The sequence below is a fragment of the Candidatus Nealsonbacteria bacterium genome, from assembly GCA_011050465.1.
GTDB lineage: Bacteria > Patescibacteriota > Minisyncoccia > Minisyncoccales > RBG-13-36-15 > RBG-13-36-15.
Genome location: DRFQ01000001.1, coordinates 68,059 through 92,555, shown reverse-complemented (window position 1 = coordinate 92,555; position 24,497 = coordinate 68,059). Strand labels below are relative to the sequence as shown.

Here is a 24,497-nt window from a genome sequence, read left to right as displayed (position 1 = left end):
AATTTATGTTAAATCAAAGAAAAAAATTCTATATTACCACTAGTATCATTTATACTAATGCTTTTCCTCATATAGGCTTTGCGTTTGAGTCAATTCAGGCCGATGTTATCGCTCGTTACCACCGGCTTTTGGGCGAGGAGGTTTTCTTTTTGACCGGAACTGACGAACACGGGGCAAAGGTAGTTAAAGCAGCAGAAGAAGAGAAAAGAAACCCAGAAGAGTTCGTCGATCAGATTGTTAAAAAAGTTAAAGAATTAAAAAAAACCTTAAATTTGTCTAACGACGATTTTATTCGAACCACCGACCAAAAGAAACATTGGCCAACAGTTAAAAAAGTCTGGCTAAAATTAAAAGAGAACGGCGATATTTATAAAAAGAAATATAAAGGATTTTATTGTTCGGGCTGCGAAGCTTTTATCACTAAAAAGGATTTGATAAATGGCGAATGCATTCTACATAAACAGAAGCCAGAAGTTATAGAAGAAGAAAATTATTTTTTTAGGCTTTCAAAGTACTCAAAAGAAATCGAAAAAGCTATAAAAGAAGACAGAATGAAAATTATTCCAGGGGTCCGCAAAAATGAAATATTAAGTTTCATTAGACAGGGCTTGAAAGATGTTAGTTTTTCTAGGCCGAGAAAAGACTTAAAATGGGGGATTCCAGTGCCAGATGATAAAAATCAAACGATTTATGTCTGGACAGATGCTTTAACCAATTATATTTCTGCTCTTGGTTATGATAAAAATTCATCAGAATTTAAAAAATATTGGCCAGCTGATATTCATTGTATTGGCAAGGATATTTTGAGGTTTCATGCTGCAATTTGGCCAGGCATCCTTTTTTCTTTGGGATTAGAGTTGCCAAAAAATATTTTTGTTCATGGTTTCATTTCGGTAGAAGGCCAAAAAATGTCAAAGAGTTTGGGTAATGTTATCGATCCTTTCAAACTGGTAAAAAAATACGGTACAGACCCTGTCAGGTATTTTCTTTTAAAGGAAATTCCACCAACCGAAGACGGCGACTTTACTTATGAGAAATTTGAGAAAAGATATAATGCTGATTTATCAAGTGGTCTTGGGAACTTGGTGGCCAGAATATTAACTCTTGCTGAGAAAATAGACATAAAAGCCTATCCCCTCCAAGCCATTCAACTTAAAACTGATGAAATCCGGCAAAGTTATAAAAAATCTTTAGATGAATTTAAATTTAATAAAGCCTTGTCTTCAGTTTGGGAGTTAATTAGCTTTTGCGATAAATATATTGAAAAAGAAAAACCCTGGGAGAATAAAAATCAAAAAGTTATACAAGATTTACTGTTTACTTTATCTAGCATCGCTTTTCTTTTACAGCCATTTTTACCAGAAACTTCAGAGAAAATATTTCAACAACTCGGCGTTGATATAAAAGATAAAAAGAGAAAATTTAAACCCGAAAAGGGAAAATCTCTTTTTCCCCGACTGGCCCCTTGGCCGGATTTCTAAAATTATGTTAATTGACTCTCATACTCATTTGAATTTTAATGCTTTTAAAGATGATGTTGACGAAGTCATTAAGCGGACTTTAGAGAATAATGTCTGGGTGATAAATGTTGGTTCTCAATATTCAACGAGCAGGAGAGCAGTTGAAATTGCCAAGAGATATGACAACGGAGTTTTTGCTGCCATTGGCCTTCATCCAATTCATCTGGAAGAAAGAAAAGTCGATCATTCAGAAGTAGATTCTCAGACAATCTTTAAAACTCGGATAGAAGAATTTGACTACGAAAAGTATAAGAACCTTGCCCTTGGCAAGAACCTTGATTTTCGCTCCGCTCAAATTAAAGATTTGGCCCAAGATGAAAAAAGTCGCCTCATCGGCGACCCGCCGAGGAGGCGGGTGGTAGCCATTGGCGAGATTGGCTTAGATTATTATTACAAACCCAAAACTAAAAAAAAGCTGGAACAATTTAAAGAAAAACAGAGGTCCGTCCTCTGTCAACAATTAAATTTGGCCAAAGAACTAAATTTGCCAGTAATTTTCCATTGTCGAATGGCTCACGATGACCTTATTCAGATAATTAGACAATCTAACATTTCAGCAATTAACGGGGTTGTTCATTGTTTTACCGGAGATGAAAGGCAGGCACAGAGATATCTAGAAATGGGCCTTTATTTTGGATTCAATGGCTTAGTTTTTAAAAAGATAGAAGGAGCGCCAGATTGGCAGGAAATAGTAAAAAAATTACCCTTAGAGAAAATTTTAATTGAAACTGATGCTCCTTATTTAACTCCGCCCCCCCACGAAGGCCAGAGGAATGAACCTCTTTATATTAAATATGTTGCTCAAAAAATTGCAAGAATTAAAAATATAACTTTTGAAGAAGTAACTCGGATAACCTGCCAAAATACTAAAAAATTATTTAATATTTAGCATAATTTTTTTAAAAAATAGCAGCTTTCCCCCACACCATAACGAGCATTGCGCTTTGCGCAAATAAATGGAATTTATGCTCGTTATGGTGTGGGGGTTTGAGAAAGCTGTTTTTTTATGATAAATTGAATAATCAGATTTAGTTATGGAGATATATAATCCGCAAAAAATTGAAAAGAAGTGGCAGAGGATTTGGGAAGAAAGAGATTTTTATCTAGCCAAAGACTTGCTTAGAAAACCAAAAAGCTATATTTTAGTTGAATTTCCTTACCCATCGGGTGAAGGATTGCACGTAGGACATTGCCGGAGTTATATAGCCTTAGACATTATTGCTCGGAAAAGAAGGATGGAGGGGTTTAATGTTTTGTTCCCGATGGGTTGGGATGCTTTCGGGCTTCCAACCGAAAACTACGCCGTCAAGACGGGGATTCATCCAAGAACCGTTACCGAGAAAAACGCCGCTTTTTTTAAACGTCAGGAAAAAAGACTAGGACTTTCTTTTGATTGGAGCCGAGAAATTAACACTACCGACCCGGCTTATTACAGATGGACCCAATGGATATTTGTCCAACTTTTTAAAAAGGGTTTGGCTTATAAAGCCGAGATACCAATCAATTGGTGTCCCTCGTGCAAGATCGGTTTGGCCAATGAAGAAGTAGTCGATGGTCACTGTGAACGCTGCGGTCAAAAAGTTATTAAAAAAGAAAAAGAACAGTGGATGTTAAAAATCACCAAATACGCCGAGAGATTGATTAAAGATTTAGATAACATTGATTATCCAGAAAGAGTCAAAACGTTACAAAGAGATTGGATAGGAAAATCCGAAGGAACAGAAATAAAATTCAAAATTAAAAGCACGAAACACGAGATTTCCGTATTTACCACTAGGCCAGACACTTTATCTGGTTGTACGTATTTAGTTTTATCTCCGGAGTATCCGGTAATTGAACAATTAGAATCAAAAATTGAGAATTTAGAAAGCGTTAAGAAATATATTGAACAAGCCAAGAAGAAAACTGAAAAAGAAAGACTAAGCGAGATTAAAGAAAAAACTGGAGTAGAAATTAGGGGAGTTAAAGCCATTAATCCAATAAACAATCGGCAAATTTCAATTTTTATAGCAGATTATGTTTTAATTCACTACGGTACCGGAGCCATTATGGCAGTACCTGCTCACGACCAAAGAGACCTTGATTTTACCAGAAAATATAACCTGCCAATAATTGAGGTAATCCACCCTGCGCAGCCCTCAAGGTCAACTTCAAAAAGAGCTTCTTTGGTCGTTTCAGGTGGACTCAAGGAGAGGGCCTATGAAGGAGAAGGGATATTAATTAATTCTGGCAGATTTAATGGAATGAAATCCGGGGCGGCAAAAGAAAGAATTATTGAGTGGCTAGCCAGCAAGCGTCTGGCAAAAAAAACGATCAATTATAAATTAAGAGATTGGATTTTTTCTCGCCAAAGATATTGGGGAGAGCCAATTCCAATGGTTAGGTGTGAAGGATGTGGCTGGGTGTCTGTACCAGAAAAGGATTTACCGGTTGAACTCCCCCTTGTTGAAAAATATCAGCCCACCGAGACCGGCGAATCTCCGTTGGCAGCCCTTGAGAAATGGGTGAACACTAAATGTCCAAAATGCGACCGCAAAGCTAAGAGAGAAACCGATGTTATGCCAAACTGGGCAGGTTCCAATTGGTATTACCTTCGCTATTGCGACCCTAAAAACGAAAAAAAGTTAGCCGATCAGAAATTACTTAAATATTGGATGCCGGTGGACTGGTACAATGGGGGCATGGAGCATACCACCTTACATTTATTATATTCTCGTTTTATCTATAAATTTTTGTGGGATATCAGGGCTGTACCAAAATCTCTTGGCTCAGAACCTTACAAAAAACGAACTTCTCACGGAATAATTCTTGGCGAGGGAGGAATTAAAATGTCCAAGTCCAAAGGCAATGTTATACGTCCTGAACAAATTATAGAAGAATATGGTGCCGATACTCTGAGAATTTACGAGATGTTTATGGGGCCCTTTAAACAAATGATTGCCTGGGACACGAAAGGAGTAAAGGGATCTAAAAGGTTTTTGGAAAGAGTTTGGAAATTAGCCGGACAATTTCTTGCTGCTCCAGAATCTCAAGGCTCCCTAGATTTGAAAAAAATACTCCACAGAACAATTAAAAAAGTTTCAGAAGATATTGAGTCTTTAAAATTTAACACAGCTGTTAGCTCATTAATGGAATTTTGTAATGCCTGGCAAATAGAAGGAAAGGATGGATTAGGAAAAGAGGATTTTAAAAATTTCTTGAAAATTTTATCGCCCTTCACTCCTTATTTGACCGAAGAGCTCTGGTCCTCTTTGACTAGAAAGCTTCGGCCTTCGCCGACCGAAGTCGGCTACGGCCGACGAGGGTCGGAGGATAAACATTTTAATATACGAAACTCCATTCATAATCAACCTTGGCCAAAATATAACCCAAAATTAATTAAAGAAAAGGTTATAGTGATGATTATTCAGATAAATGGTAAAGTCCGTGATAAAATTGATGTTGAAGCTGGTATTTCAGAAAAAAAAGCCAGAGAATTGGCAACTTCCCTGGAAAAAGTAAAAAAATGGTTAAAAAGTAGAACAATTAAGAGAGTGATCTTCGTCCCGGGAAAATTAATCAATATCGTGATTTAACGGTTCGAGTCCTACTCCCGGAGTTAGCTTCAGAAAATCGCCATAGAGGCGGTTTTTTGATAGTAGACTTGACTTATTTTCGGAAGCCGTTAAGATATAAAATTAACAGAGAGAGTTTCGCACTTTCTCAATTGAATAAGGATTGCCAAGAACAGCCACGAACGGAGGAGAGAAGAAATGCCGCTACACGATCATACTGAGAAATTACGAGTAGAAGTTTCTTTCCCAAAGAAAGGTAACTATAGTGCAAGTGCTAACATTTATTTCCACATTAGTGTGGTTCGTTTCTTTAAGACGCTAACCAGAGAACAGATAGAGAGAATTCAGCAGCGTCTTGTTACCGCAGGAAAGCAATACTTTGGGGAAACGGCATTAGAATTCGAATTCAATGTTCATATAGACAATGAACACGGACTTCGTTCCTGGAATTGTCCAGGAAATGCCTGTGGTTTTGACCCGTCCCACAATGAATGGGAGCATATGATTAAAGAAGACAAGGAATGGATTCTTTATCTTCCACATAATACGGATAGGTCTGAGCAGCTCGTCTTTCTGCTTGCTGCAGCCTGTTGGTTCCGTGAGCTGGCAGAAGCCGGCCTCTAAGGCTTAAAGGAGAGCTAACCGTGAAAGTTCTAATCGTTGATTACGAAGACAAACTTGCTTTTCTTTGGGGGTCAGTTGAACAACTACTAAGAAGAAAAGGTTTTGAAATATTAGATGTTAGCTGGACCAATCTCGAACGCTATGGCTTCGGCCACGGGCCAGACGTAGAAAGAGTTGTTGATATTGCCAAAGGAGTAGATGTAGTTATACTACACTTTGGCGATATACCAGCAGGTGATGCAAACAAAATAATTCCACAGATTAAAGCAGTTGGAGCCAAAGTGGTCGTTAACACTGTTAGTAGATTTAACTTTCCAGAAGCTGACGAAATCATACCAACAATGGGTCTTGTGCGTAACATTGCTAATCTTCTCGATAGTCTTCAAGAATAGGAGGGAATAAAGCCTCGGCTCAATAGAGTATCGAGGCCTTTTTGTTTATCTCAAACGGTCTTTAATAACACCGTTTAGCCAGAGGATTTAGATAAGTAGCCATAAGGGGTTCCAAATCTCTAAGGCTTTCCCTAATCTTACCCCAATCTAAGGTTCTGAATGCGTCCTGTAGGGGGAGTTAGCTTCAGAAAATCGCCAAGAAGGCGATTTTTTGATAGAATAGAAAAATAAAACGCTAATAATTATGCCCACTATTCACTCAAAACAATTTATATTAAGGCCCCTTAGAAAAGGAGACGAGGAGTCTTTAACAAAGAATATAAACAGTAAGAAAATAGCAAGAAATACCTTAAGAATCCCTTATCCTTATAAGAAAAAGGATGCTCGTTTTTGGATTAACCACAATTTAAAATTACAAAAGAAAAAAAAGAGAACCGAAATTAATTTTGCTATTGATATAAATGGAAAAATTATAGGAGGTATTGGTCTTGATAAGATCGAAGTCCATAAAGCAGAAATAGGTTACTGGTTAGGAGAAAAGTATTGGGGACAAGGAATTATGACCTTTGCTGTAAAATTGGTAACAAAGTATGCCTTTACTAAATTAGGATTAAAAAGAGTATACGCTGATGTGTTCCCATTCAATAAAGCCTCGGTAAGAGTTTTAGAAAAAGCAGGGTATAAATATGAAGGGAGATTGAGAAAAGATGTCCTAAAAGACAATAAACTGATGGATCATTTGTTATTTGCTAAAGTGAAATAGTTTAAATACTCTACAATAAACAGCTTCTAACACCGTCCAAGTCCCGCAACCAAAGGAGCTAATTTATCTAATTCTTCCCTCATCTTTCTCCAATCAATGGTTCTAAACGCGTCCAATAGGGGGAGCTCCCAAAATCAAGACACCCTTTATGGGTGTTTTTGATTTGTGATGATTGCGGAGGGGGAGGATGAGAACCACAGAAAGGGGTCGGGAAAACTGGGTGTTTTCCCGTGTAGGAAAACAGGCTTTCGCCGTTGAGGCGAAAACGTTAGAAATCCTTCGATACTGAGCTCAGGACGAAGTGCCGTGGGTGTCTAAAGCGCAGCGAAGCGAGCAGTGAGATTCCTACCCGCGGAGCCAATAAAAATTACAAAGTAATTTTCAGTTATTAGTTTATAGTTTTTAGTTATTAGTTAACTTTATAAATCGCCAAGAAGGCGGTTTTTTGGTATAATAAGAAAAGATACAATTTTATTAAGTTGATTTCTAAAAAAACGATTTAATGATAGAATAATTATATAAATATAAAGGTCGGTTTTTTTTAAAATATTGATAACAAGTTTAAACATGGGCAATTCAAAAAATATCATTATTGTAGTTTTAATTGTAATTTTAATTGCTTTGGCTGGTTGGACTTATTATACACTTACAGTGAGTGTTCCTAAAAAAGCAGAAGCAGAATGCAAAGCAAATATAGATACCCAAGTTATACCCCAATTAACAGCAGCGGCTCAAGCAGAGTGTGCGGAAACAATACAAGCCACAGTGCAACAATGTCAACAAACATTGCAACAACTTATGCAGATACCCGCTTGTGCATCTGCATTACCGCAATAATTTAAATTCTAGTTTAATCTAATCAAAAAACCGCCAAGCCCGCCAAAGTTTCTTCGAAATTTAGGTAGGCAAGAAGGCGGTTTTTTGATATCCGCCTGAGACTTATTCGGGCTTGACTTTCTTTGAATACTTTGTTATAGTGTCTAATTGGTAGCGAAGCTAACCTAATGGTTAGCAGGCTCCCCTAGTATCAAGGAGGCGTAGTAATGAACAGAGGGGTCTTTTTTAGTTCACTGTTAGTAGTTTTGCTGCTGATAGTAGTCAGCATTTTTCAGATCAGTAAGAGCGATGCGTATTCGTCGGCTCCGGTTCGCGTGACTCTTGTCGCTGCGAGTTGCGATGCGGACGGTAACGTGTTCGGTCTGATCACGGTCAAGAACTTGACGAATAAGAAGGTCAGCTACAGCGTACCGCTCATGCTGGCGCAGCATATTCCACCATCGCGGGGAGGAGACCCTAAGTTCCAGCCCGTCCCTGGTGTAATGACGAGCGTTGACGTGAATTTGGCTGGCGGCGCGGTCCTGGAATTCGAGTATGATCCTCTGTTGACGGTCAACGTCGACTCCCGGGCCAACGCGCTTCGGGTGGAGGTGGACATAAATGTTAATCTCGCTCTTAATCCGGAGAAAAGCGAAAGCTTCCCTCCGTGCCTGAGGGTTACGTCAACACCGACACCGACATCAACGCCCACGTCCACGCCAACACTGGCGCCATCACCGTCACCAACGTCGACACCCACACCAATCCCTTCGCCGACGCTGACGCTTGAGGCTCATAAGACGCCAATGGCCGAAGTTCCTAAGATGCTACCACCAACTGGTGGTCAGCCACCAACTGGCGGCCAATTACCCAGAGAGGAGGAATCACCTTTCTGGAAGACTTTTCTGGGTGGAGAATTATTATTAATCGCCATTGCAGGACACCTAACCTGGCGTCATCTAAAATAAATTGACCTAAACTGACTAATAGTAGACAAAGGCCGCTAGCTCGGAAATTTCACCTCCGGGTCAGCGGCCTCTTTTCTTTTTTTGAAATAAGATGTAGAATTAAAAATAATTTTATGTGCGGCATAGTTGGCTATATCGGAAAACAGAATACTTTATCGATTGGGCTTGAAGCCCTAAAGCGTTTAGAATACCGAGGATATGATTCGGCAGGTATGGCTATTTTCGATTCAGCTAAAAAAGAAATCCATTTGATTAAAGTGGCTGGCCGGATTGATTTATTGGAGGCAAAAATCAAGCAATCTGGTTTTTCTGGAAGTCCAGCAATTTTTCATACTCGTTGGGCCACGCATGGGGAACCAAACGAGAAAAATGCTCATCCACATTTAGATTGCAAAAAAAATATCTATCTTGTCCATAATGGAATTATTGAAAATTATAAGATTCTGCGGAAAAAACTTACCCGAGAGGGGCATCAATTTTCATCAAAGACCGATACTGAAGTTATAATTCATTTGATCGAAAAATTTTTTAATGGTAATTTAGAAGAAGCAGTAACAAAAGCTCTGAAATTAATTAGAGGAACCTATGGTTTGGCAATAATTTCCCGGGATGATCCAGAAAAGATTGTCGTAGCCAGAAACTCTTCACCACTTTTGATTGGCTTGGGAGAGAAAGAATACATCGTTGCTTCAGATCCTTCAGCCATTATTGGCAGGACGAAAAAGGTGGTTTATCTTGATGATGGAGAGGTTGCCGTTTTAACTCCCGAGATTTTTTTTATTACCGATCTTTCTCAAAACAAAAAGGAAAAACCAATTAATCTTTCAATAAACTCGGGATCAACCCCGAGTAAAACCGAACGGGTTGAAGAAATAGATTGGGATTTAGAAAAGGCCCAAAAATCAGGCTACCCTCATTTTATGTTAAAAGAAATTTTTGAGGCACCAGAAGTAATTGAAAATGCTTTACGGGGAAGATTGATTAAGAAAGAGGGACTGGCAAGATTAGGAGGGATAGCGGGGGTGGAAAATAAACTACGTGAAATCCAAAGAATCATTATCGGAGCTTGCGGGACTGCTCGCTGTGCCGCGTTAGTGGGAGAATATATGCTTGAAGAGTATGCCGGGATTCCTGTTGAGACAGACTATGGTTCAGAATTCCGCTATAAAAAATCCATTCTCGATCCTTCTACGGCCGTAATAACTATCAGCCAATCCGGGGAGACAGCCGACACTTTGGCAGTAGTTCGTGAAGCTAAGCGGAAAAATATTCTTACTTTGGGTATTACTAATGTAGTGGGAAGTATGGTTGCCCGCGAAACGGATGCCGGTATATATAATCACGCTGGACCAGAGATTGCTGTAGCTTCAACAAAAGCCTTCATTTCTCAGTTAGTTGTTTTGGCTCTTTTGACTTTATTTTTGGGACGACAACGTGACATGTCTTTAGCGACAGGTCGGCGGATTGCTCAAGAATTAGCACTTATTCCGGAGAAAGCGAGAGAAATTTTAAAAACGAATAATAAGATTCAAAAAATTGCTATAAAATATTCTAAGTATAATAATTTTGCTTATTTAGGACGAAAATATAATTATCCCATTGCTCTTGAAGGCGCTATCAAACTAAAGGAAACATCTTATCTTCACGCAGAAGGATTCGCTGCGGGCGAAATGAAGCACGGTCCCATTACTTTGATTGACGAAGACTTCCCAACAATGGCTATTTGTCCAGAAGATTCAGTTTATGAAAAGATGATTTCTAATATCGAAGAAATCAAAGCCAGAAAAGGAAAGGTGATAGTTTTAACTACCGAAGGGAATAGAAAGATAAAAGATTTAGCAGATGACGTAATTTATATTCCAAAGACCCTTGAAATGTTAACCCCAATTTTAAGCGTCATTCCTTTGCAGCTCTTTGCTTATCATATGGGAGTTTTAAGAGGTTGCGATGTTGATAAACCCCGCAATCTCGCAAAGAGCGTGACCGTAGAATAAACTGTAATTAGCCCCAATATTTGTGATGCTATTGCCTTAATATGGAAAAAATAATTTTAATTGGAGGAAAAGCCGGCCAAGGTTCAGCCGTCACTTCCTATTTTATAGGAAAAGTATTCTGTAATTTGGGTTATTATGTTTTTAATTATCGGGATTACCCTTCTTTAATAAGAGGAGGGCATAATTTTAATATTTTAAGAATTTCTGACAAACCAGTTTACTCCCACAGAGAAAAATATGACATTATTCTGGCCTTGGATCAAAATACCATAAATTTACACCAGAAAAACCTTAATAAAGAGGGTTTCGTTATCGGAAGCAAGGGTCTGAAAGGAAAAAGGATGCATTCGCTTGATATTGAGACAATTCTAAACAAAATAAAAGGCCCCAAGATTTTAGGAAACGATATCTTCATAGGTTATCTTTTAAAATATCTGGGAGTTGACGAGCAAGTTTTATTTGATGCTGCAGAAAAAGAATTTAAAGGGAAAAACGGTTTAATAAAAAAAGCAATAGAAGAAGGTTGTAATTTGGCCAAAAAGCGAGAAAATGTCAAAAAGATAGGACCCCGGAAATATTTTTTTACAGGAAACGAAGGAATATCTCTGGGAGCTTTAGCCTCTGGAATGGATATTTATTTGGCCTATCCAATGACTCCGGCTACCCCCGTTTTGCACTTTTTAGCTAAGAAACAATTAAAATATAATATTTTAGTGGCTCAGTTAGAAAACGAAATTGGAGTGGTTAATGCGGCTTTAGGTTCTTCCTTTGCCGGAGCCAAGGTGATGGTTGGTACCTCGGGGGGCGGTTTTGCTTTAATGACCGAAACTTTAAGCTTAGCTGGAATGGCAGAGCTGCCGCTGGTGGTTTATTTGGCACAAAGAACAGCTCCTTCAACCGGAGTACCAACCTACACGGGTCAGGGTGATTTAAAATTCGCCTTAAACTGTGGGCACGGCGAATTTCCAAAAATTGTTGTTGCCCCGGGCGACCCCCAAGAGACTATAATAAGAATCCAGGAAGCTTTTTATTTATCGTCAAAATACAGAGCTTTAGTAATAATTTTAGGAGATAAACACTTAGGGGAAAGCAATTATAGTTTTGATGAAATGAAGAAAAGTCGGATAAGCAGCCGAAGATTTATTCTTCAAAATCCGGGGAGAAAATATAAAAGCTACCAGATTACTAAAAAGGGGATATCTCTTAGAGCTGTTCCGGGGCAAGGTCCAGTTAGCCGGGCTACAGGCTATGAACACGACGAATATGGTCATACTGTTGAAGACCCTGATTCAATTATTAAAATGAGTGATAATCGTCTCAAAAAAAATCATTATTTTGTTAAAGAAATCAGAGCAATGAAGCCTGTTTCTTTATACGGTAAAGGAAGAAATTTATTGATTAGCTGGGGTTCAACCAAAGGCGCAATAATTGATGCTTTACCCAGATTAAAGGATTTTAGATTTTTACAGGTTTCTTATATTGATCCATTTCCGAGAGAGGCGGTGGCAAGAGAAATGAAGAAATCTAAAAAAGTTTTCTTAGTTGAAAACAGCGTCACGGGACTTTTGGCCGACGTAATTACCGAACAAACAGGCCTAATTGTTCAAAATAAGGTTCTCAAATACGATGGCCGACCTTTTACTCCTGATATTTTGGTTCAAGAAATAAAACAAAAATCATGAAAGCTGAAAATTTAAAAACAAAAGAAGAAATTACTTGGTGTCCGGGATGTCCGGACAATGGAATTCTTAGCGCTGCCAGAGAGGCAATGGCTGATTTAGTTAATGAAGGAAAAATCCAAGCCAAAGATGTGGTGATTGTAACCGGTATTGGCTGCCATGCCAAAATTTATGATTACATTAATGTAAATGGTTTTTACGGAATTCACGGCAGGGTTTTACCGGTTTGCCTGGGAACTAAAATCTCTAATCGTCAGTTAACGGTTATTGGTTTTGGCGGAGATGGCGACACTTATGCTGAAGGCATTTCCCATTTTATTCATGCGAGCCGTTATAATACAGATATTACAATGATTGTTCACAATAACCAGGTTTTTTCTTTAACTACCGGTCAAGCCACTCCAACTTCAGAGAAAGGATTCACCGGAGCTTCAACCCCCTTTGGTGTAGCCGAAACGCCATTAAACCCCATTGCCATGGCCCTTGAAAGTCAAGCAAGTTTTGTTGCCAGAGGCTACGCTTTAGATATTCTTCACTTGAAGAATCTTATAAAAGAGGCAATAAACCATAAGGGATTCTCTTTTATTGACGTCTTGCAGCCTTGTATAATTTTTCATAACGTTATTCCGTATTTTCAAAAAAATATTTATAAGATAGGAAGCCAAAATCACGATTCTAAAAATCTCAGAGAGGCCTTAAAGAAATCCAAGGAATGGGATTACGGATTTGATAAAAATAAAAGAGTGCCAATAGGCGTTTTTTATAAAAAAGAAAGAGCGATTTTCGAAGATCAATGGCCTCATTTTAAGAAACCCTGGCATACCGTTAAAAGGAAAATAGAGTGGAAGGCCGTTACCAACGAGTTTAAATAAAAGCTAAAATATGATTAAAAAAAATATTGTGGTCATCGGAGGAGGGACAGGAGTGTATACGGTTCTTTCTGGTTTAAAAAAATATCCGGTTAACCTTTCAGCTATTGTGACAATGGCTGACAATGGGGGATCTTCTCGGATTTTAAGAGAAGATTTTGGCATTTTACCTCCAGGCGATGTTAGAAGAGCCTTGGTCGCTCTTTCCCAATCAGAAAGAGTATTAGCCAGCCTTTTTAATTACCGCTTCAAAAAGGGAGGGTTGGCCGGTCATAGTTTCGGCAATCTTTTCATTACTGCCCTGGAAAGGATAAAAGGAGACTTTGAAAAGGCAATTGAGGAGGCAGGAAAAATTTTAAATATTAAAGGAGAGGTTATCCCGGTAACCTTGCAAGATACTAACCTTCACGCCGTCTTGGAAAACGGCCAGGTCATTAAAGGTGAGGATAATATTGATGTTCCCAAACACGATGCTAGGTTAAAAATTAAAAAAGTTTATTTAAAACCAAACGTTAAAATAAATCCTAAAGCAAGACTAGCTATTTTGAAAGCTGATTTAATTGTTATTGGTCCAGGAGATCTTTATACAAGTATTATCCCCAACCTTCTAGTGAGAAGTATATCAAGGTCAATTCGTAAAAGTAGAGCTAAAAAAGTTTACATTTGTAATTTAATGACTAAGCTCGGAGAAACAAATAATTTCACTGGCTCAGATTTTATCGATGAAGTTGAGAAATATTTAAGTTGGTCAGATCATCCTTCCCGTAAGAGGAGAGATGTTGTCCGAGGAAAGTTTTTAAATTATGTTATTTTCAATAACAAAAGACCGTCACCGGTAAGAGTAGTAAAGTATGAAAGAGAAGGAGCAACTTTTGTTAAATGCAGCAAAGATAATCTTAAAAATAGAAAAATCCAGGTTATGAAAGGAAACTTTCTAAGGAAAAATGGGCTTGTTCGTCACGATCCCAATAAACTGGCTAAAACTCTTTTAAAAATCCTTGATTCTTAATTTAATTTTTTTATGCAGGCTGTAATTTTAGCTGCCGGCGGGTCTTCCCGTTTTTGGCCCTTAAATCGAAAACATAAAAGTCTCGTTAAAATAATGGGCAAGCCTTTGATTTGGTATACTTTAGAAAGCTTAAGAAAAGCAGGAATAAAAGATTTAATTATTATTCAGGGGCCAAAAAGAGATATTGAAAAGGAACTTGTTCTTTATCAGCTTTTCGGCGGGTTAAAAATAAAATATCTTTGTCAGAAACAACCAAAAGGAATGGGCAATGCTCTTTGGCAGGCCAGGAACTTGATCTCTGGTCCTTTTTTTGTTTTGAACGCTGAACGAGTTGACGGAGGAGAGATAGTTAAAAAATTAAAATCAACGAGCAAAAAATTTAATATTCAAACTGTTTTAGCCGGTCAAAAAACTGATCAGCCCGAACTTTACGGCATAATGAAACTCAAAGGCAGCAAGATTGTAGATATTGTGGAAAAACCGAAGAGAGGCAAAACACTCTCAAATATAAAAGTAGTTGGTGTTTATCTTTTATCTCAGGATTTTTTTATAGTTTATCAGAAGGTTAAAAAAAATATCTACGACTTTGAAGATGCTTTATCTTTGTACGCCAAAAGAAACAATATCCGAGTAATTGTTATCGAAAAAATTGCTCCTCCCCTAAAATACCCCTGGCATTTGTTTCAAATAGAGAGATGTATTTTCGATAAGTTTTTAAATAAAAAATTTAATAATACAGCCAAAATTTCAAAAAAAGCGACAATTGAGGGAAAGGTTTATATTGGTAAACGTGTGAAAATTTTTGAAGGAGCTGCAATTAAAGGTCCTTGTTATATAGGGTCAGATTGCATTATTGGAACTAATTCTTTGATTAGGGGATATACTAATTTGGAAGAGAATACTTTGGTTGGAGGAGGAGCCGAGATTAAAAATTCAATTTTTCAGGAAGATTGTCATATTCATTCAGGTTTTTTCGGAGATTCTATTTTCAGTCGGGGTTGTAAGGTGGGGGCTGGAACAGTTACCGCCAATGCCAGAATTGACCGAGGAGAAATAAAAATTAAAAACAAGAAACAGAAGATAACTACTGGTTTGAAGTCTTTGGGAGTGATTGTTGGAGAAAATGTTACAATAGGAATTAATACTTCTTTAATGCCCGGTATTCTAATTGGGTCAGATTGTATTATTGGCCCCCATTCCTTAGTAATGGAAAATGTTGCCGATAATCAAATTTTCTATAGTCAATTTAGAAAAAACGTCAAAAAGAGAAAGTAATTTCTTTTTTAATTAACAACAATGAGCCCCATTTTTCGGGGCTCTTATCGTTGCTGAAAAAATGATATACTGAAAAAAGCCAATGAAAGAAAAAAAAATTCAATATGTTATTGGGATAGACGGAGGAGGAACAAAGACAATTGCCGCCCTAGCTAATTTGAGGGGTAAGGTTCTGATTAAAGCTGAAACAGGTTCTTCTAATCCTCTAAAGGTTGGGATGAAAATAGCGGTTTTAAATATAAGAAAGGCGATTGGAAATATTTTAAAAAAATATCAGAAAGAAAGAATTGCCATAATTTATCTTGCTTTAGCTGCCGGTATAGAGAAAGATAAAAAGAAAAAAACAATAATTAAAAAAAACCTTCTTGAATATCCGGAATTTAATCGATTTTCTGATAAAAAAATAATTATTGAGGGGGATCAACTGGCAGCTTTTAGATCTGGTACCGATAAAAAAGCGGGGGTGGTTTTAATTTCTGGGACCGGTTCTGTGGCCATGGGCTGGAAAAAAGGAAAGGAGGAAATGGCTTGCGGTTGGGACTGGTTTTTAGGAGATGATGGTTCGGGTTTCTGGTTGGGTCGTAGAGCCTTAAGAATGGTCTGCCGACAGCTCGATGGCAGAGGAGAAGAAACCAAGCTCACTGATTTAGTTTTTCAAAAATGGAAGATCAGGGGAAAAGAGAAATTGATGGAAAGAGTTTACTTTGATTATAAAAAAGATTTTGTCGAACAGATTTCTTTATTATCTCCATTAATCAATAGAGCTGCCAAGAAAGGAGATAAAATTGCTAAAGATATTTTAATTGAAGGAGGAAAAGAATTAGCCTTAGCTGCAGCCCAGGTTATAAAAAAATTGAATTTTGAAAAAGAGAATTTTCCTTTAGTTTTAGTGGGTAGCACTTTAAAGTCACCGGTTGTTTTAAATAAAATAAAAAAAGAAGTTAGAAAAATAGCCCCAAAAGTTGAATTTATTCGGCCAAGGCAAATTCCAGCAATAGGAGCAATTAAGTTGGCCTTAGAATTCTTAGAAGATGCAGACAATAAAGATTAACCTTAAGAAGATAGAAAAAGAAAAGCTGATTTCGGTAATTAATTTATTAAAACAGGGTAGGGTTATTATTTTCCCCACTGATACCGTATATATTCCAGTAGCCGATGCTACGAGCAGGAAAGCCGTAAAAAAAGTTTTTCAGATAAAACAACGTTCCCCGAAGAATCCAATTCCCATATTTGTCAAGAATATTGAGGCAGCCAAGAAAATAGCCAAAATAAACAAGGTACAGGAAAAGTTCTTAGAAACAGTCTGGCCAGGAAGAGTAACAGTTGTCTTAAAAAGACTCCGCACCAGCAAAAATTCGGTGCGGGGCAATAAAAAAACAAAAATGAGAATTTACGGAGTAGCTAAAAATACGATTGCTCTTCGGATTCCAGACCTTAAACCAATGAATTTTCTATTAAAAAAACTAGACATACCTCTCGTTGGTACATCGGCTAATATTTCTGGAAAACCGGCTTCTGGCAATATTAAAGAAGTTTTACGGCAATTTAAGAGAAAGGAACATCAGCCAGATTTAATTATTGATGCTGGAAATTTGGCCAAAAGCAAGCCGTCTATAGTTTTGGATTTAACCACTTCCCCGCCAAAAATTATCAGGTCTTAAAAATATGATTATTCTTGCTATTGAAACTTCTTGTGATGAAACAGCCATTGCCTTGGCTAAGTGTCAGAAGTCTCGCTTTAGAATTTTGTCTAATATCATTTCCTCCCAAATAAAGATTCATCAAAAATGGGGAGGAGTGGTGCCGACTTTAGCTAAAAGAGAGCATCAGAAAAATTTAGTGCCAGTTCTAAAAAGAGCATTAAAAAAAGCCGGTATGTTAGTGAAAGTCAAAGATAAATCAAGAGCCCAAAAGAAAAAATTCGAAAAATTTAAAGAAATATTAACAAGAGAAGAGCATCTCTATAAAAAGTTAGAAAAATTTTTAGCAAATTATAAGAAACCAAAAATTAATTCTATTGCAATAACAATAGGTCCGGGGTTAGAGCCTGCTTTATGGGTAGGAATCAATTTTGCAAGAGCCCTTTCTTATTACTGGCAGTTGCCAATTATATCGGTTAATCATATAGAAGGACATATTTTTGCCAACTTTATTAGAGAAGAAATTAAGATTCAGAAAAAAGATATATTTCCAGCTATTTGTTTATCAGTTGCTGGCGGCCATACTCAGTTGATTCTAATCGAAAGTATTGGGAAATATGCTTCCAGAGATATTCTCCCTTCGGTCGAATATAAATTACTGGGGGAAACTCGTGATGATGCGGCTGGTGAGTGTTTTGATAAGGTGGCTAAGATTTTGGGATTAGGCTATCCGGGAGGACCGGCCATAGCCGAGCTTGCTCGGCGATGGAAATCCGAAGCACGAAATCTGCTGGACTCGAAGAGGACTCCCCGTAGGGTTGCATTCGAAATTAAACTTCCCCGACCGATGATTTATACTAAAGATTATGATTTCAGTTTTTCTGGATTAAAAACCGCCGTATTGTATAAAGTCAAAGACAAAAGACCCAAAGAAAGAAAAGATAAGAACTTTATTCGGGCAATGTGTGTCGAAGTTCAACAAGCAATAATTGACGTTTTAATTAAAAAAACCCTAAAGGCAGCTAAGCATTATAAAGTAAAAACAATATTACTAAGTGGAGGAGTGGCGGCGAACAAAGAGTTGAGAAAACAGCTTAAAGAGAAAATTCAACAAGAAATACCAAGCACTGGGTACTTAATGCCAGACAATCAATTCTGTACTGATAATGCAGCAATGATAGCAAGGGCTGCTTGTTCCCACCGGAAAGCGGGCGAGAGAAAAAACTGGAAAGGAATAAAGGCCAATGCCAATCTCAAAATTTAAAGTTAAATATTTTTTTTATTTTTAATTTTTCATTCGACTAAATACAATCAAGAAACATGCCCATACACTACTCTCCAATTTATTTTTTACATTATTTCCTAAAAAGAGAGGCTAGTCAGTTTTTCGCCAGCGTTGCTATCCGTTATTTAGCCCTGGGAATGGTTTTAATATTTGAGCCGATTTATCTTTATCTTTATTTTGAGAGATCTCTTCCCTCTACCCTTTTATTCTTTGGAGTAATTCATGGTCTTTATGGGATTTTGGTAGTTTATGGAGGAAAAATAATGGCAAAAATCGGGTTAAAACACAGCATGCTTTTTAGTCACTTTTTTTTCTTTGGATATTATCTCTGCCTATTTTTTCTTTATCGATCGTTTTTATTCATACCTTTGGCTATCATTTTAAAAGTCTTAGGAATGACTCTTTTTTGGCCAGCCTTTCATACTGATTTTGCTCGTTTTTCGGAAAAAGATCATCGAGGAATGGAGGTAGGGAAAATGAACATTGCCATGTTGGTCCCCGTCGTTGTCAGTCCAATTATTGGAGGATGGATTTTAACTGCCTTTAACTATCCGGTTTTATTTATGGTAGTGTTAATTATCCTTTTTGCCTCTGCCATTCCTTTATTTCTTTCCAAAGAAATTCATGAAATTTACACCGATTCTTATAAAAAGGCCTGGAGCAGAATTTTCAAAAAAGGAAATCGAAAAACTTCTTTAGCCTTCGCTTTTAACGGTATGGAAGTGGCGATGAATGCTTATTTGTGGCCTATTTTTATGTTTATTTTAGCCATCCAATATTCAGTTATGGGAGGAATCACCTCTTTTGCTTTGGGATTTTCAGCCTTTTTTACTCTATATATGGGAAAAATGACTGACACCATTAACCGGCCCAGACTTTTAAACATTGGCTCCTTTTTAACCTCTGTGGCCTGGATAATAAAATACTTTGTGGTAACCCCTTTCGGCGCCTTCCTGTCCCACACTCTTTATAGAATTTCCCGAACCACAGCCGGAATTCCTTTCCAGACCCTGTTTTATGAAAAAGCAGCCCTGAAAGGAGCAGAAACCGATGAATTCATAATTTATCGAGAAATAATTATAAATATTTCTAGATTTTTTTTATTTTTAGTTTTAGCAATATTCTTCTTTTTTGTTCCCAAAATTAATATAGCTTTTATAATAGCTGCAATATTTTCTTTAGGTTTTATGTTACTGGAGGAGCCGTCAAAATTTAAAAGAAAATGAAAAAACGAGCTTTGATTAGTGTCTGGGATAAAATAGGAATAGCCGATTTTGCTAAAAATTTGACTAAATTAGGTTGGGAAATAGTATCAACTGGCGGGACGGCCAAAATTCTTAAAAAAACTGGGATTAAAATAATTCCAATCGAAAAAATTACCAGGAATCCGGAAGCTTTCGACGGAAGAATGAAGACAATTTCTTTCCAGATTGAAGGAGCATTGCTTTACGACCGGAAAAATTTAAGACACCAGAAAGAGGCTAAAAAATTGGGTATTCAGCCAATTGATATGGTAGTTTGCAACCTTTACCCACCCAAATTTTGTAAAACAAAACTTAGGCGGGTTTATCCTTTTGAGAAAGTTATTACTCAAAAAGATTACATTCTTGAGAAAGCCGTTGATAATATCGACATTGGCGGGCCAACAATGATTAGAGCCGCAGCTAAAAATTATAAATATGTAGCAGTAGTCATTGACCCGGAAGATTATGGTATGATTATAAAGGTCCTAAAACAGAAGAAAGAGATTCCAGAGAAAATTCGATTAGAACTAGCCAAAAAAGTCTTTCAGCGAACAGCCGAATACGATAAAAATATAACTAAATTTTTCAAAAGTGTCTCTTAAGAATTTAGTGGCTGCCTCCGATGGTTTCTTTCCATCCCCGGATGGCCCTGAAATTTTAATTAAGGCAGGAGTAAAAGCAATTATTCAGCCGGGTGGTTCTATTCGTAATAAAGAGACAATTAATCTTTGTAATAAATATAAAGTTCCAATGGCGCTAACTAATATTAGATGTTTTAAACACTAATTTTATGGACATTAAAATTATTCGAAAGAAAGATCCTAAAATTGCAGCTCTTATTGACAAAGAAAGAAAAAGGCACGAAGAGACTTTGAATTTAATAGCTTCTGAAAACTATGCTTCGACAGCTGTCAGAGAGGCTCTAAGCTCGCTCTTTATTGCCAAATACTCTGAGGGGAGGCCATATAAGAGATATTACGGGGGGACAAGGATTATTGATGAATTAGAGACGTTAGTTGAAGAAAGAGTAAAAAAAGTTTTTAAGATAAGTCCAAAAAAATGGGCAGTAAATGTTCAGCCTTATTCTGGAAGTCTGGCAAATTACGCAGTTTTAAGAGGACTTTTAAATCCTGGCGATAAAATTATGAGCCTGGCCTTGAGTCATGGCGGCCATCTAAGCCAAGGGGCAAAAGTTTCTCTTTCCGGCCAGGATTTCAAAGTTGTTAATTATTTTGTAAATAAAAAAGGATTTTTAGATTATAGAGAAATCGAAAAATTAGCTAAAAAAGAACGACCAAAGTTAATTATTACAGGATACAGCGCTTATCCAAGAAAAGTAAATTTTAAAAAATTCGCCCAGATTGCCCATAAGATTACAGCTTACTTAATGGCTGATATCGCCCATATTTCAGGTTTAATTGCAGGCTCTGTACATCCCAGCCCTTTTCCTTTTGCAGATGTTGTGACTTTAACCACACATAAAACTCTAAGGGGGCCGCGAGGAGCAATAATTATCTGCAGGGAAGCATTACGGAAAAAGATTTTTCCGAAAGTTTTCCCCGGAATTCAAGGAGGACCACATAATCACACAATTTGCGCTCTTGGTGTTGCGCTAAAAGAAGCCCAAAAACCGCAATTTAAGAAATATATTCAACAAATAGTGAAAAACGCTAAAGTCTTGGCTGAAGAACTCAAGAAATACAATTTCGATTTAATCTCCGGAGGAACCGATAACCACTTGATTCTAATTAATTTAACCAATAAAGGACTTTCGGGCAAAGAAGCCCAGAATTTATTAGAAAAGGTTGGGATAGTAACCAATAAAAATGGAATTCCCTACGACCAGAGAAAGCCTTTTGACCCTTCGGGATTAAGAATTGGAACGCCATCTCTTACCAGCCGAGGGATGAAGGAAAAGGAGATGCGAAAGATAGCTTATTGGATTAACGAAGTTATTGAAAGTTCAAAAATTAACCCGCCAAAATTTTGCGAAGCAAAACTTAGGCGGGTGAAAAGAGAAATAAAAAAATTGTGTAAGAAATTTCCTCTACTATAATGACCAAAATATTAGATGGCAAAAAATTAGCAGGAAAAATCTCCGATGTTCTTAGAAAAGAGATTAAAAAATCTAATCTGAGGTTAAGATTAGCCGTAGTTTTAGTGGGAGAAGAACCTGTTTCTAAAATTTTCATCAGCCAAAAGAAAAAGTTTTGTGAAAATACTGGAGTTAATTTTAGGTTATATAATTTCCCAAAAAAAATCAGCCAAAATAGACTTCAAAAAGAGGTTAGAAGAATTAGTAAGAACTCAAAAAATTCGGGAGTAATAATTCAACTCCCCTTACCGAAAAATATAGATACAAATAAAGTTTTAAATCTAATTCCTTCACGCAAAGATGTTGATGTTTTATCAACTGAGAGTTTGGGAAGATTTTATCAAGGAACTTCAAAAATTTTACCTCCCGTCGTTAAGGCAATTTCTTATCTTTTTACAATTTATAATTTAAGAATTAAAAGAAAGAATGTGGTTCTAATTGGCTCAGGGAAATTGACCGGCTTACCCTTAACCCTATGGATTTTAAAAAAGGGGGGAACCTTGACAGTTATTAATAAATTTACCCCAAATATTTCTTCGTTTACCAAAAAAGCTGACATTTTAATTTCCGGCGTTGGGAAATCAAATCTCATCACTGCCAAGATGACAAAGAGGGGAGTAATAGTTATTGATTGTGGCTCAAGTTATCTGGAGGGAAAGTTAGTAGGAGATGTAGATTTTAAAAGTGTTTCCAAAAAAACAAGTTATATCACTCCAGTGCCAGGAGGGGTTGGTCCGCTTACAGTAGCCTTTGTAATTAAAAATTTAGTAAACCTTAACAAATAGGAGTATTAAATCTTAGGAGCAAGTAGAATGAGGATTGAACTTCCTTTTTTTCTCTGTGCTATGATATTATTAGAATAAGAACAATAATATAAGAAACTATGCAAAATGCAACACACAATCTCTCTTTAAGAGAAATAAAACATAATAAAACTAACCGCTTAAATACAAAATATCTGCTTTTCAGTGCAAAAGAAATACTTTGTATTTTTGCGTAAAACTATGAACAGATTCAGGACAATTTTCCTAAGTTTTGTCACCATCATCATTTCTGTAGCCATTGTCTTCGTTATCGTCAAAGCCGGCAATCTTGAACCCTCGGCTTCGCCGGCAGCCACTATGTATACCCTTTCAAATATCTATACCCGTTTAACTACCAACGCTACTTCCACTGAAGGCGATCATTCATTTTCTCCTTCAGTCTCACCAGCTTCCTCAATGTATACTCTCACCCAGATTTACGAAGCTATCCCCACCATTGATGCTGCTAAAGTGCTTTCTGGCACTTCTTATTTGGGAGTAGCTGGCACAATGACTAATGTAGGACAACAGATTATTACTCCCACTACAACCAATCAGACCATTACCTTAGGTTATCACGATGGGACAGGATATGCTGAAGGAGATGCTGATTTGACTGTGGGCAAGATAAAAAGCGGGGTAGATCTTTTCAGCGTGATTGGCGATTATCCTTCGGCCACTTATACTCTGCCCGGGGATACCGCGGCTGCTGACAGTACTGCCGCAGATATTTTAAGCGGTTTGGAAGCTTGGAGCAAGGCAGGCGCGCTTATCACCGGCACAATGCCGACTCAAACTTTATCAGCCGCCACTACCTCTGTAAGCGCCGGCTATTACAGCGCGACAACATTGGACGCGGTGGATATTGATTTGATAGCAGGCAATATTTTGAGCGGGAAAACCATTTTTGGAATCGCCGGAACCGTTACAGCCGGTTATCCTTACGGCGATACAATCCAGAGCACGGTTTTAACTACGGCTGCCGGAGCCGGAACTTACAACGCGGCCAATCTTACTGTTGGCACGGTAAAAAAAGACACTCTTTTTGGCGTAGGACTAACCGGCGATTATCCTTCGGCCACTTATGCTCTACCCGGGGATACTGGGGCTGGTGACGCTGTGGTTGGCAACATCCTCTCAGGACTTGAGGCCTGGACAAAAGCCGGCGCTCTTTTAACCGGCACAATGACTAATGTCGGTCAGCAGACTATTACTCCCTCGACTACTAACCTGACCATTACCCAAGGTTATCACAATGGCACTGGTTATGCTGAAGGAGATGCTGATCTGACTGCAGGCAACATTAAAAGCGGAATTTCCATATTTGGGGTGGCCGGAACCTTTAAAAGGCTTCTTCCCGATACTGGTCAAACCGGCTGTTGGAACACAACGGGAGGCTCAATAACCTGCGGTGATGCTCCAGCGGGGCAGGATGCTGAATACACTGCTGCAAACTCCGGGACCCTCGATCCGTCATTTACTGACAACGGAGACGAGACCATCACCGATAACAACACTAATTTAATGTGGCAGAAATGTTCAAAAGGCCTTTCCGGCTCAACTTGCACCACCGGTACGATTGAAACTAATTATTGGGCAGCTGCTCCTTCGTACTGCGAAGGACTTAATTTTGCCGGCCAGACTGACTGGAGATTGCCCAATATAAAAGAACTGCAAAGCATTGTTAATTACCAAAATGTTAGCCCAGCTATTAACACCACTTATTTCCCCGCTACTCAGTCTAGCTACTATTGGTCGGGTTCTACCTTCGTCGGTAACCCTGCCGGCGCCTGGGTCGTGTTCTTCGGCACCGGCGGCGTGGACGGCTACGATAAGGATACTTTTCTTTTGTATGTCCGTTGCGTCCGCGGGTAGAATCTTGTAATTTGTATCTTAACCTGTAACCCGTGAATTTATGATCCAATTTCATAGTCATTTGTAATTTAAAATGGATGAGTTTGCTCATT

The 24,497-nt window shown here is 37.8% G+C and carries 22 protein-coding genes; all 22 read left to right on the top strand.

The window, feature by feature from the left end; genetic code table 11:
* Positions 1 to 5 precede the first annotated feature (5 nt).
* The 22 genes from ENH66_00480 to ENH66_00375 all read left to right on the top strand — a co-directional run bounded on the left by ENH66_00480 (position 6) and on the right by ENH66_00375 (position 24,405).
* Entirely contained in the window at positions 6 to 1,481 is a 1,476-nt protein-coding gene (locus ENH66_00480) for a methionine--tRNA ligase (GenBank protein HDZ54179.1), read from the top strand.
* Positions 1,482 to 1,485: 4 nt separating this feature from the next.
* Positions 1,486 to 2,409: a TatD family deoxyribonuclease gene (locus ENH66_00475; protein ID HDZ54178.1), complete on the top strand. Its 924-nt coding sequence runs from the start codon at positions 1,486 to 1,488 to the stop codon at positions 2,407 to 2,409.
* 145 nt (positions 2,410 to 2,554) lie between these two features.
* Positions 2,555 to 5,095 carry a leucine--tRNA ligase gene (locus ENH66_00470; protein HDZ54177.1) on the top strand — a complete coding sequence of 847 codons (2,541 nt, stop codon included), beginning with the start codon at positions 2,555 to 2,557 and terminating at the stop codon, positions 5,093 to 5,095.
* Between the two features lie 177 nt (positions 5,096 to 5,272).
* Positions 5,273 to 5,698, top strand: a complete 426-nt coding sequence (locus ENH66_00465) for a hypothetical protein (GenBank protein ID HDZ54176.1) — start codon at positions 5,273 to 5,275, stop codon at positions 5,696 to 5,698.
* A 20-nt stretch (positions 5,699 to 5,718) separates the two neighbouring features.
* Positions 5,719 to 6,090 carry a hypothetical protein gene (locus ENH66_00460; protein ID HDZ54175.1) on the top strand — a complete coding sequence of 124 codons (372 nt, stop codon included), beginning with the start codon at positions 5,719 to 5,721 and terminating at the stop codon, positions 6,088 to 6,090.
* Between the two features lie 244 nt (positions 6,091 to 6,334).
* A complete protein-coding gene (locus ENH66_00455) occupies positions 6,335 to 6,853 on the top strand; it encodes an N-acetyltransferase (protein ID HDZ54174.1) in 519 nt (172 codons plus the stop codon).
* A gap of 567 nt (positions 6,854 to 7,420) precedes the next feature.
* Positions 7,421 to 7,690, top strand: coding sequence for a hypothetical protein (locus ENH66_00450; protein HDZ54173.1), 270 nt, complete (start codon positions 7,421 to 7,423; stop codon positions 7,688 to 7,690).
* Between the two features lie 206 nt (positions 7,691 to 7,896).
* The gene (locus ENH66_00445; GenBank protein ID HDZ54172.1) at positions 7,897 to 8,637 is read left to right on the top strand and encodes a hypothetical protein; all 741 of its coding nucleotides are present in this window, start codon (positions 7,897 to 7,899) and stop codon (positions 8,635 to 8,637) included.
* A 113-nt stretch (positions 8,638 to 8,750) separates the two neighbouring features.
* On the top strand, positions 8,751 to 10,631 hold the full coding sequence (gene glmS / locus ENH66_00440; protein ID HDZ54171.1) for a glutamine--fructose-6-phosphate transaminase (isomerizing): 1,881 nt from the start codon (positions 8,751 to 8,753) through the stop codon (positions 10,629 to 10,631).
* A gap of 41 nt (positions 10,632 to 10,672) precedes the next feature.
* Entirely contained in the window at positions 10,673 to 12,313 is a 1,641-nt protein-coding gene (locus ENH66_00435) for a 2-oxoacid:acceptor oxidoreductase subunit alpha (protein ID HDZ54170.1), read from the top strand.
* Complete coding sequence (locus ENH66_00430; protein HDZ54169.1) at positions 12,310 to 13,182, top strand: 2-oxoacid:ferredoxin oxidoreductase subunit beta; 873 nt, start codon at positions 12,310 to 12,312, stop codon at positions 13,180 to 13,182. Before ENH66_00435 ends, ENH66_00430 begins: the two co-directional genes overlap by 4 nt.
* A gap of 10 nt (positions 13,183 to 13,192) precedes the next feature.
* On the top strand, positions 13,193 to 14,188 hold the full coding sequence (locus ENH66_00425; protein ID HDZ54168.1) for a YvcK family protein: 996 nt from the start codon (positions 13,193 to 13,195) through the stop codon (positions 14,186 to 14,188).
* A 12-nt stretch (positions 14,189 to 14,200) separates the two neighbouring features.
* On the top strand, positions 14,201 to 15,463 hold the full coding sequence (locus ENH66_00420) for a hypothetical protein (protein ID HDZ54167.1): 1,263 nt from the start codon (positions 14,201 to 14,203) through the stop codon (positions 15,461 to 15,463).
* Positions 15,464 to 15,545: 82 nt separating this feature from the next.
* A complete protein-coding gene (locus ENH66_00415; GenBank protein ID HDZ54166.1) occupies positions 15,546 to 16,514 on the top strand; it encodes a hypothetical protein in 969 nt (322 codons plus the stop codon).
* The gene (locus ENH66_00410; protein ID HDZ54165.1) at positions 16,495 to 17,124 is read left to right on the top strand and encodes a threonylcarbamoyl-AMP synthase; all 630 of its coding nucleotides are present in this window, start codon (positions 16,495 to 16,497) and stop codon (positions 17,122 to 17,124) included. The genes ENH66_00415 and ENH66_00410 overlap by 20 nt, the downstream gene beginning before the upstream one ends.
* A gap of 4 nt (positions 17,125 to 17,128) precedes the next feature.
* Entirely contained in the window at positions 17,129 to 18,367 is a 1,239-nt protein-coding gene (gene tsaD, locus ENH66_00405) for a tRNA (adenosine(37)-N6)-threonylcarbamoyltransferase complex transferase subunit TsaD (GenBank protein ID HDZ54164.1), read from the top strand.
* Positions 18,368 to 18,423: 56 nt separating this feature from the next.
* On the top strand, positions 18,424 to 19,614 hold the full coding sequence (locus ENH66_00400; GenBank protein HDZ54163.1) for an MFS transporter: 1,191 nt from the start codon (positions 18,424 to 18,426) through the stop codon (positions 19,612 to 19,614).
* Positions 19,611 to 20,234, top strand: coding sequence for a hypothetical protein (locus ENH66_00395; GenBank protein ID HDZ54162.1), 624 nt, complete (start codon positions 19,611 to 19,613; stop codon positions 20,232 to 20,234). Before ENH66_00400 ends, ENH66_00395 begins: the two co-directional genes overlap by 4 nt.
* Positions 20,224 to 20,418: a hypothetical protein gene (locus ENH66_00390; GenBank protein ID HDZ54161.1), complete on the top strand. Its 195-nt coding sequence runs from the start codon at positions 20,224 to 20,226 to the stop codon at positions 20,416 to 20,418. The genes ENH66_00395 and ENH66_00390 overlap by 11 nt, the downstream gene beginning before the upstream one ends.
* 4 nt (positions 20,419 to 20,422) lie before the next feature.
* Positions 20,423 to 21,688: a serine hydroxymethyltransferase gene (locus tag ENH66_00385; protein HDZ54160.1), complete on the top strand. Its 1,266-nt coding sequence runs from the start codon at positions 20,423 to 20,425 to the stop codon at positions 21,686 to 21,688.
* Positions 21,688 to 22,512: a bifunctional 5,10-methylenetetrahydrofolate dehydrogenase/5,10-methenyltetrahydrofolate cyclohydrolase gene (locus tag ENH66_00380; GenBank protein ID HDZ54159.1), complete on the top strand. Its 825-nt coding sequence runs from the start codon at positions 21,688 to 21,690 to the stop codon at positions 22,510 to 22,512. Before ENH66_00385 ends, ENH66_00380 begins: the two co-directional genes overlap by 1 nt.
* 219 nt (positions 22,513 to 22,731) lie before the next feature.
* On the top strand, positions 22,732 to 24,405 hold the full coding sequence (locus tag ENH66_00375; protein ID HDZ54158.1) for a DUF1566 domain-containing protein: 1,674 nt from the start codon (positions 22,732 to 22,734) through the stop codon (positions 24,403 to 24,405).
* Positions 24,406 to 24,497 lie beyond the last annotated feature (92 nt).

What these genes read in the sequence shown, in the direction of transcription:
- ENH66_00425 (HDZ54168.1), top strand. Translation starts at nt 13,193, where the DNA reads ATGATTAAAAAAAATATTGTGGTCATCGGAGGAGGGACAGGAGTGTAT.
- ENH66_00450 (HDZ54173.1), top strand. Translation starts at nt 7,421, where the DNA reads ATGGGCAATTCAAAAAATATCATTATTGTAGTTTTAATTGTAATTTTA.
- ENH66_00475 (HDZ54178.1), top strand. Translation starts at nt 1,486, where the DNA reads ATGTTAATTGACTCTCATACTCATTTGAATTTTAATGCTTTTAAAGAT.
- ENH66_00480 (HDZ54179.1), top strand. Translation starts at nt 6, where the DNA reads ATGTTAAATCAAAGAAAAAAATTCTATATTACCACTAGTATCATTTAT.
- ENH66_00445 (HDZ54172.1), top strand. Translation starts at nt 7,897, where the DNA reads ATGAACAGAGGGGTCTTTTTTAGTTCACTGTTAGTAGTTTTGCTGCTG.
- ENH66_00380 (HDZ54159.1), top strand. Translation starts at nt 21,688, where the DNA reads ATGACCAAAATATTAGATGGCAAAAAATTAGCAGGAAAAATCTCCGAT.
- ENH66_00400 (HDZ54163.1), top strand. Translation starts at nt 18,424, where the DNA reads ATGCCCATACACTACTCTCCAATTTATTTTTTACATTATTTCCTAAAA.
- ENH66_00430 (HDZ54169.1), top strand. Translation starts at nt 12,310, where the DNA reads ATGAAAGCTGAAAATTTAAAAACAAAAGAAGAAATTACTTGGTGTCCG.
- ENH66_00415 (HDZ54166.1), top strand. Translation starts at nt 15,546, where the DNA reads ATGAAAGAAAAAAAAATTCAATATGTTATTGGGATAGACGGAGGAGGA.
- ENH66_00470 (HDZ54177.1), top strand. Translation starts at nt 2,555, where the DNA reads ATGGAGATATATAATCCGCAAAAAATTGAAAAGAAGTGGCAGAGGATT.
- glmS (HDZ54171.1), top strand. Translation starts at nt 8,751, where the DNA reads ATGTGCGGCATAGTTGGCTATATCGGAAAACAGAATACTTTATCGATT.
- ENH66_00375 (HDZ54158.1), top strand. Translation starts at nt 22,732, where the DNA reads ATGAACAGATTCAGGACAATTTTCCTAAGTTTTGTCACCATCATCATT.
- ENH66_00465 (HDZ54176.1), top strand. Translation starts at nt 5,273, where the DNA reads ATGCCGCTACACGATCATACTGAGAAATTACGAGTAGAAGTTTCTTTC.
- ENH66_00435 (HDZ54170.1), top strand. Translation starts at nt 10,673, where the DNA reads ATGGAAAAAATAATTTTAATTGGAGGAAAAGCCGGCCAAGGTTCAGCC.
- ENH66_00385 (HDZ54160.1), top strand. Translation starts at nt 20,423, where the DNA reads ATGGACATTAAAATTATTCGAAAGAAAGATCCTAAAATTGCAGCTCTT.
- ENH66_00395 (HDZ54162.1), top strand. Translation starts at nt 19,611, where the DNA reads ATGAAAAAACGAGCTTTGATTAGTGTCTGGGATAAAATAGGAATAGCC.
- tsaD (HDZ54164.1), top strand. Translation starts at nt 17,129, where the DNA reads ATGATTATTCTTGCTATTGAAACTTCTTGTGATGAAACAGCCATTGCC.
- ENH66_00455 (HDZ54174.1), top strand. Translation starts at nt 6,335, where the DNA reads ATGCCCACTATTCACTCAAAACAATTTATATTAAGGCCCCTTAGAAAA.
- ENH66_00410 (HDZ54165.1), top strand. Translation starts at nt 16,495, where the DNA reads ATGCAGACAATAAAGATTAACCTTAAGAAGATAGAAAAAGAAAAGCTG.
- ENH66_00420 (HDZ54167.1), top strand. Translation starts at nt 14,201, where the DNA reads ATGCAGGCTGTAATTTTAGCTGCCGGCGGGTCTTCCCGTTTTTGGCCC.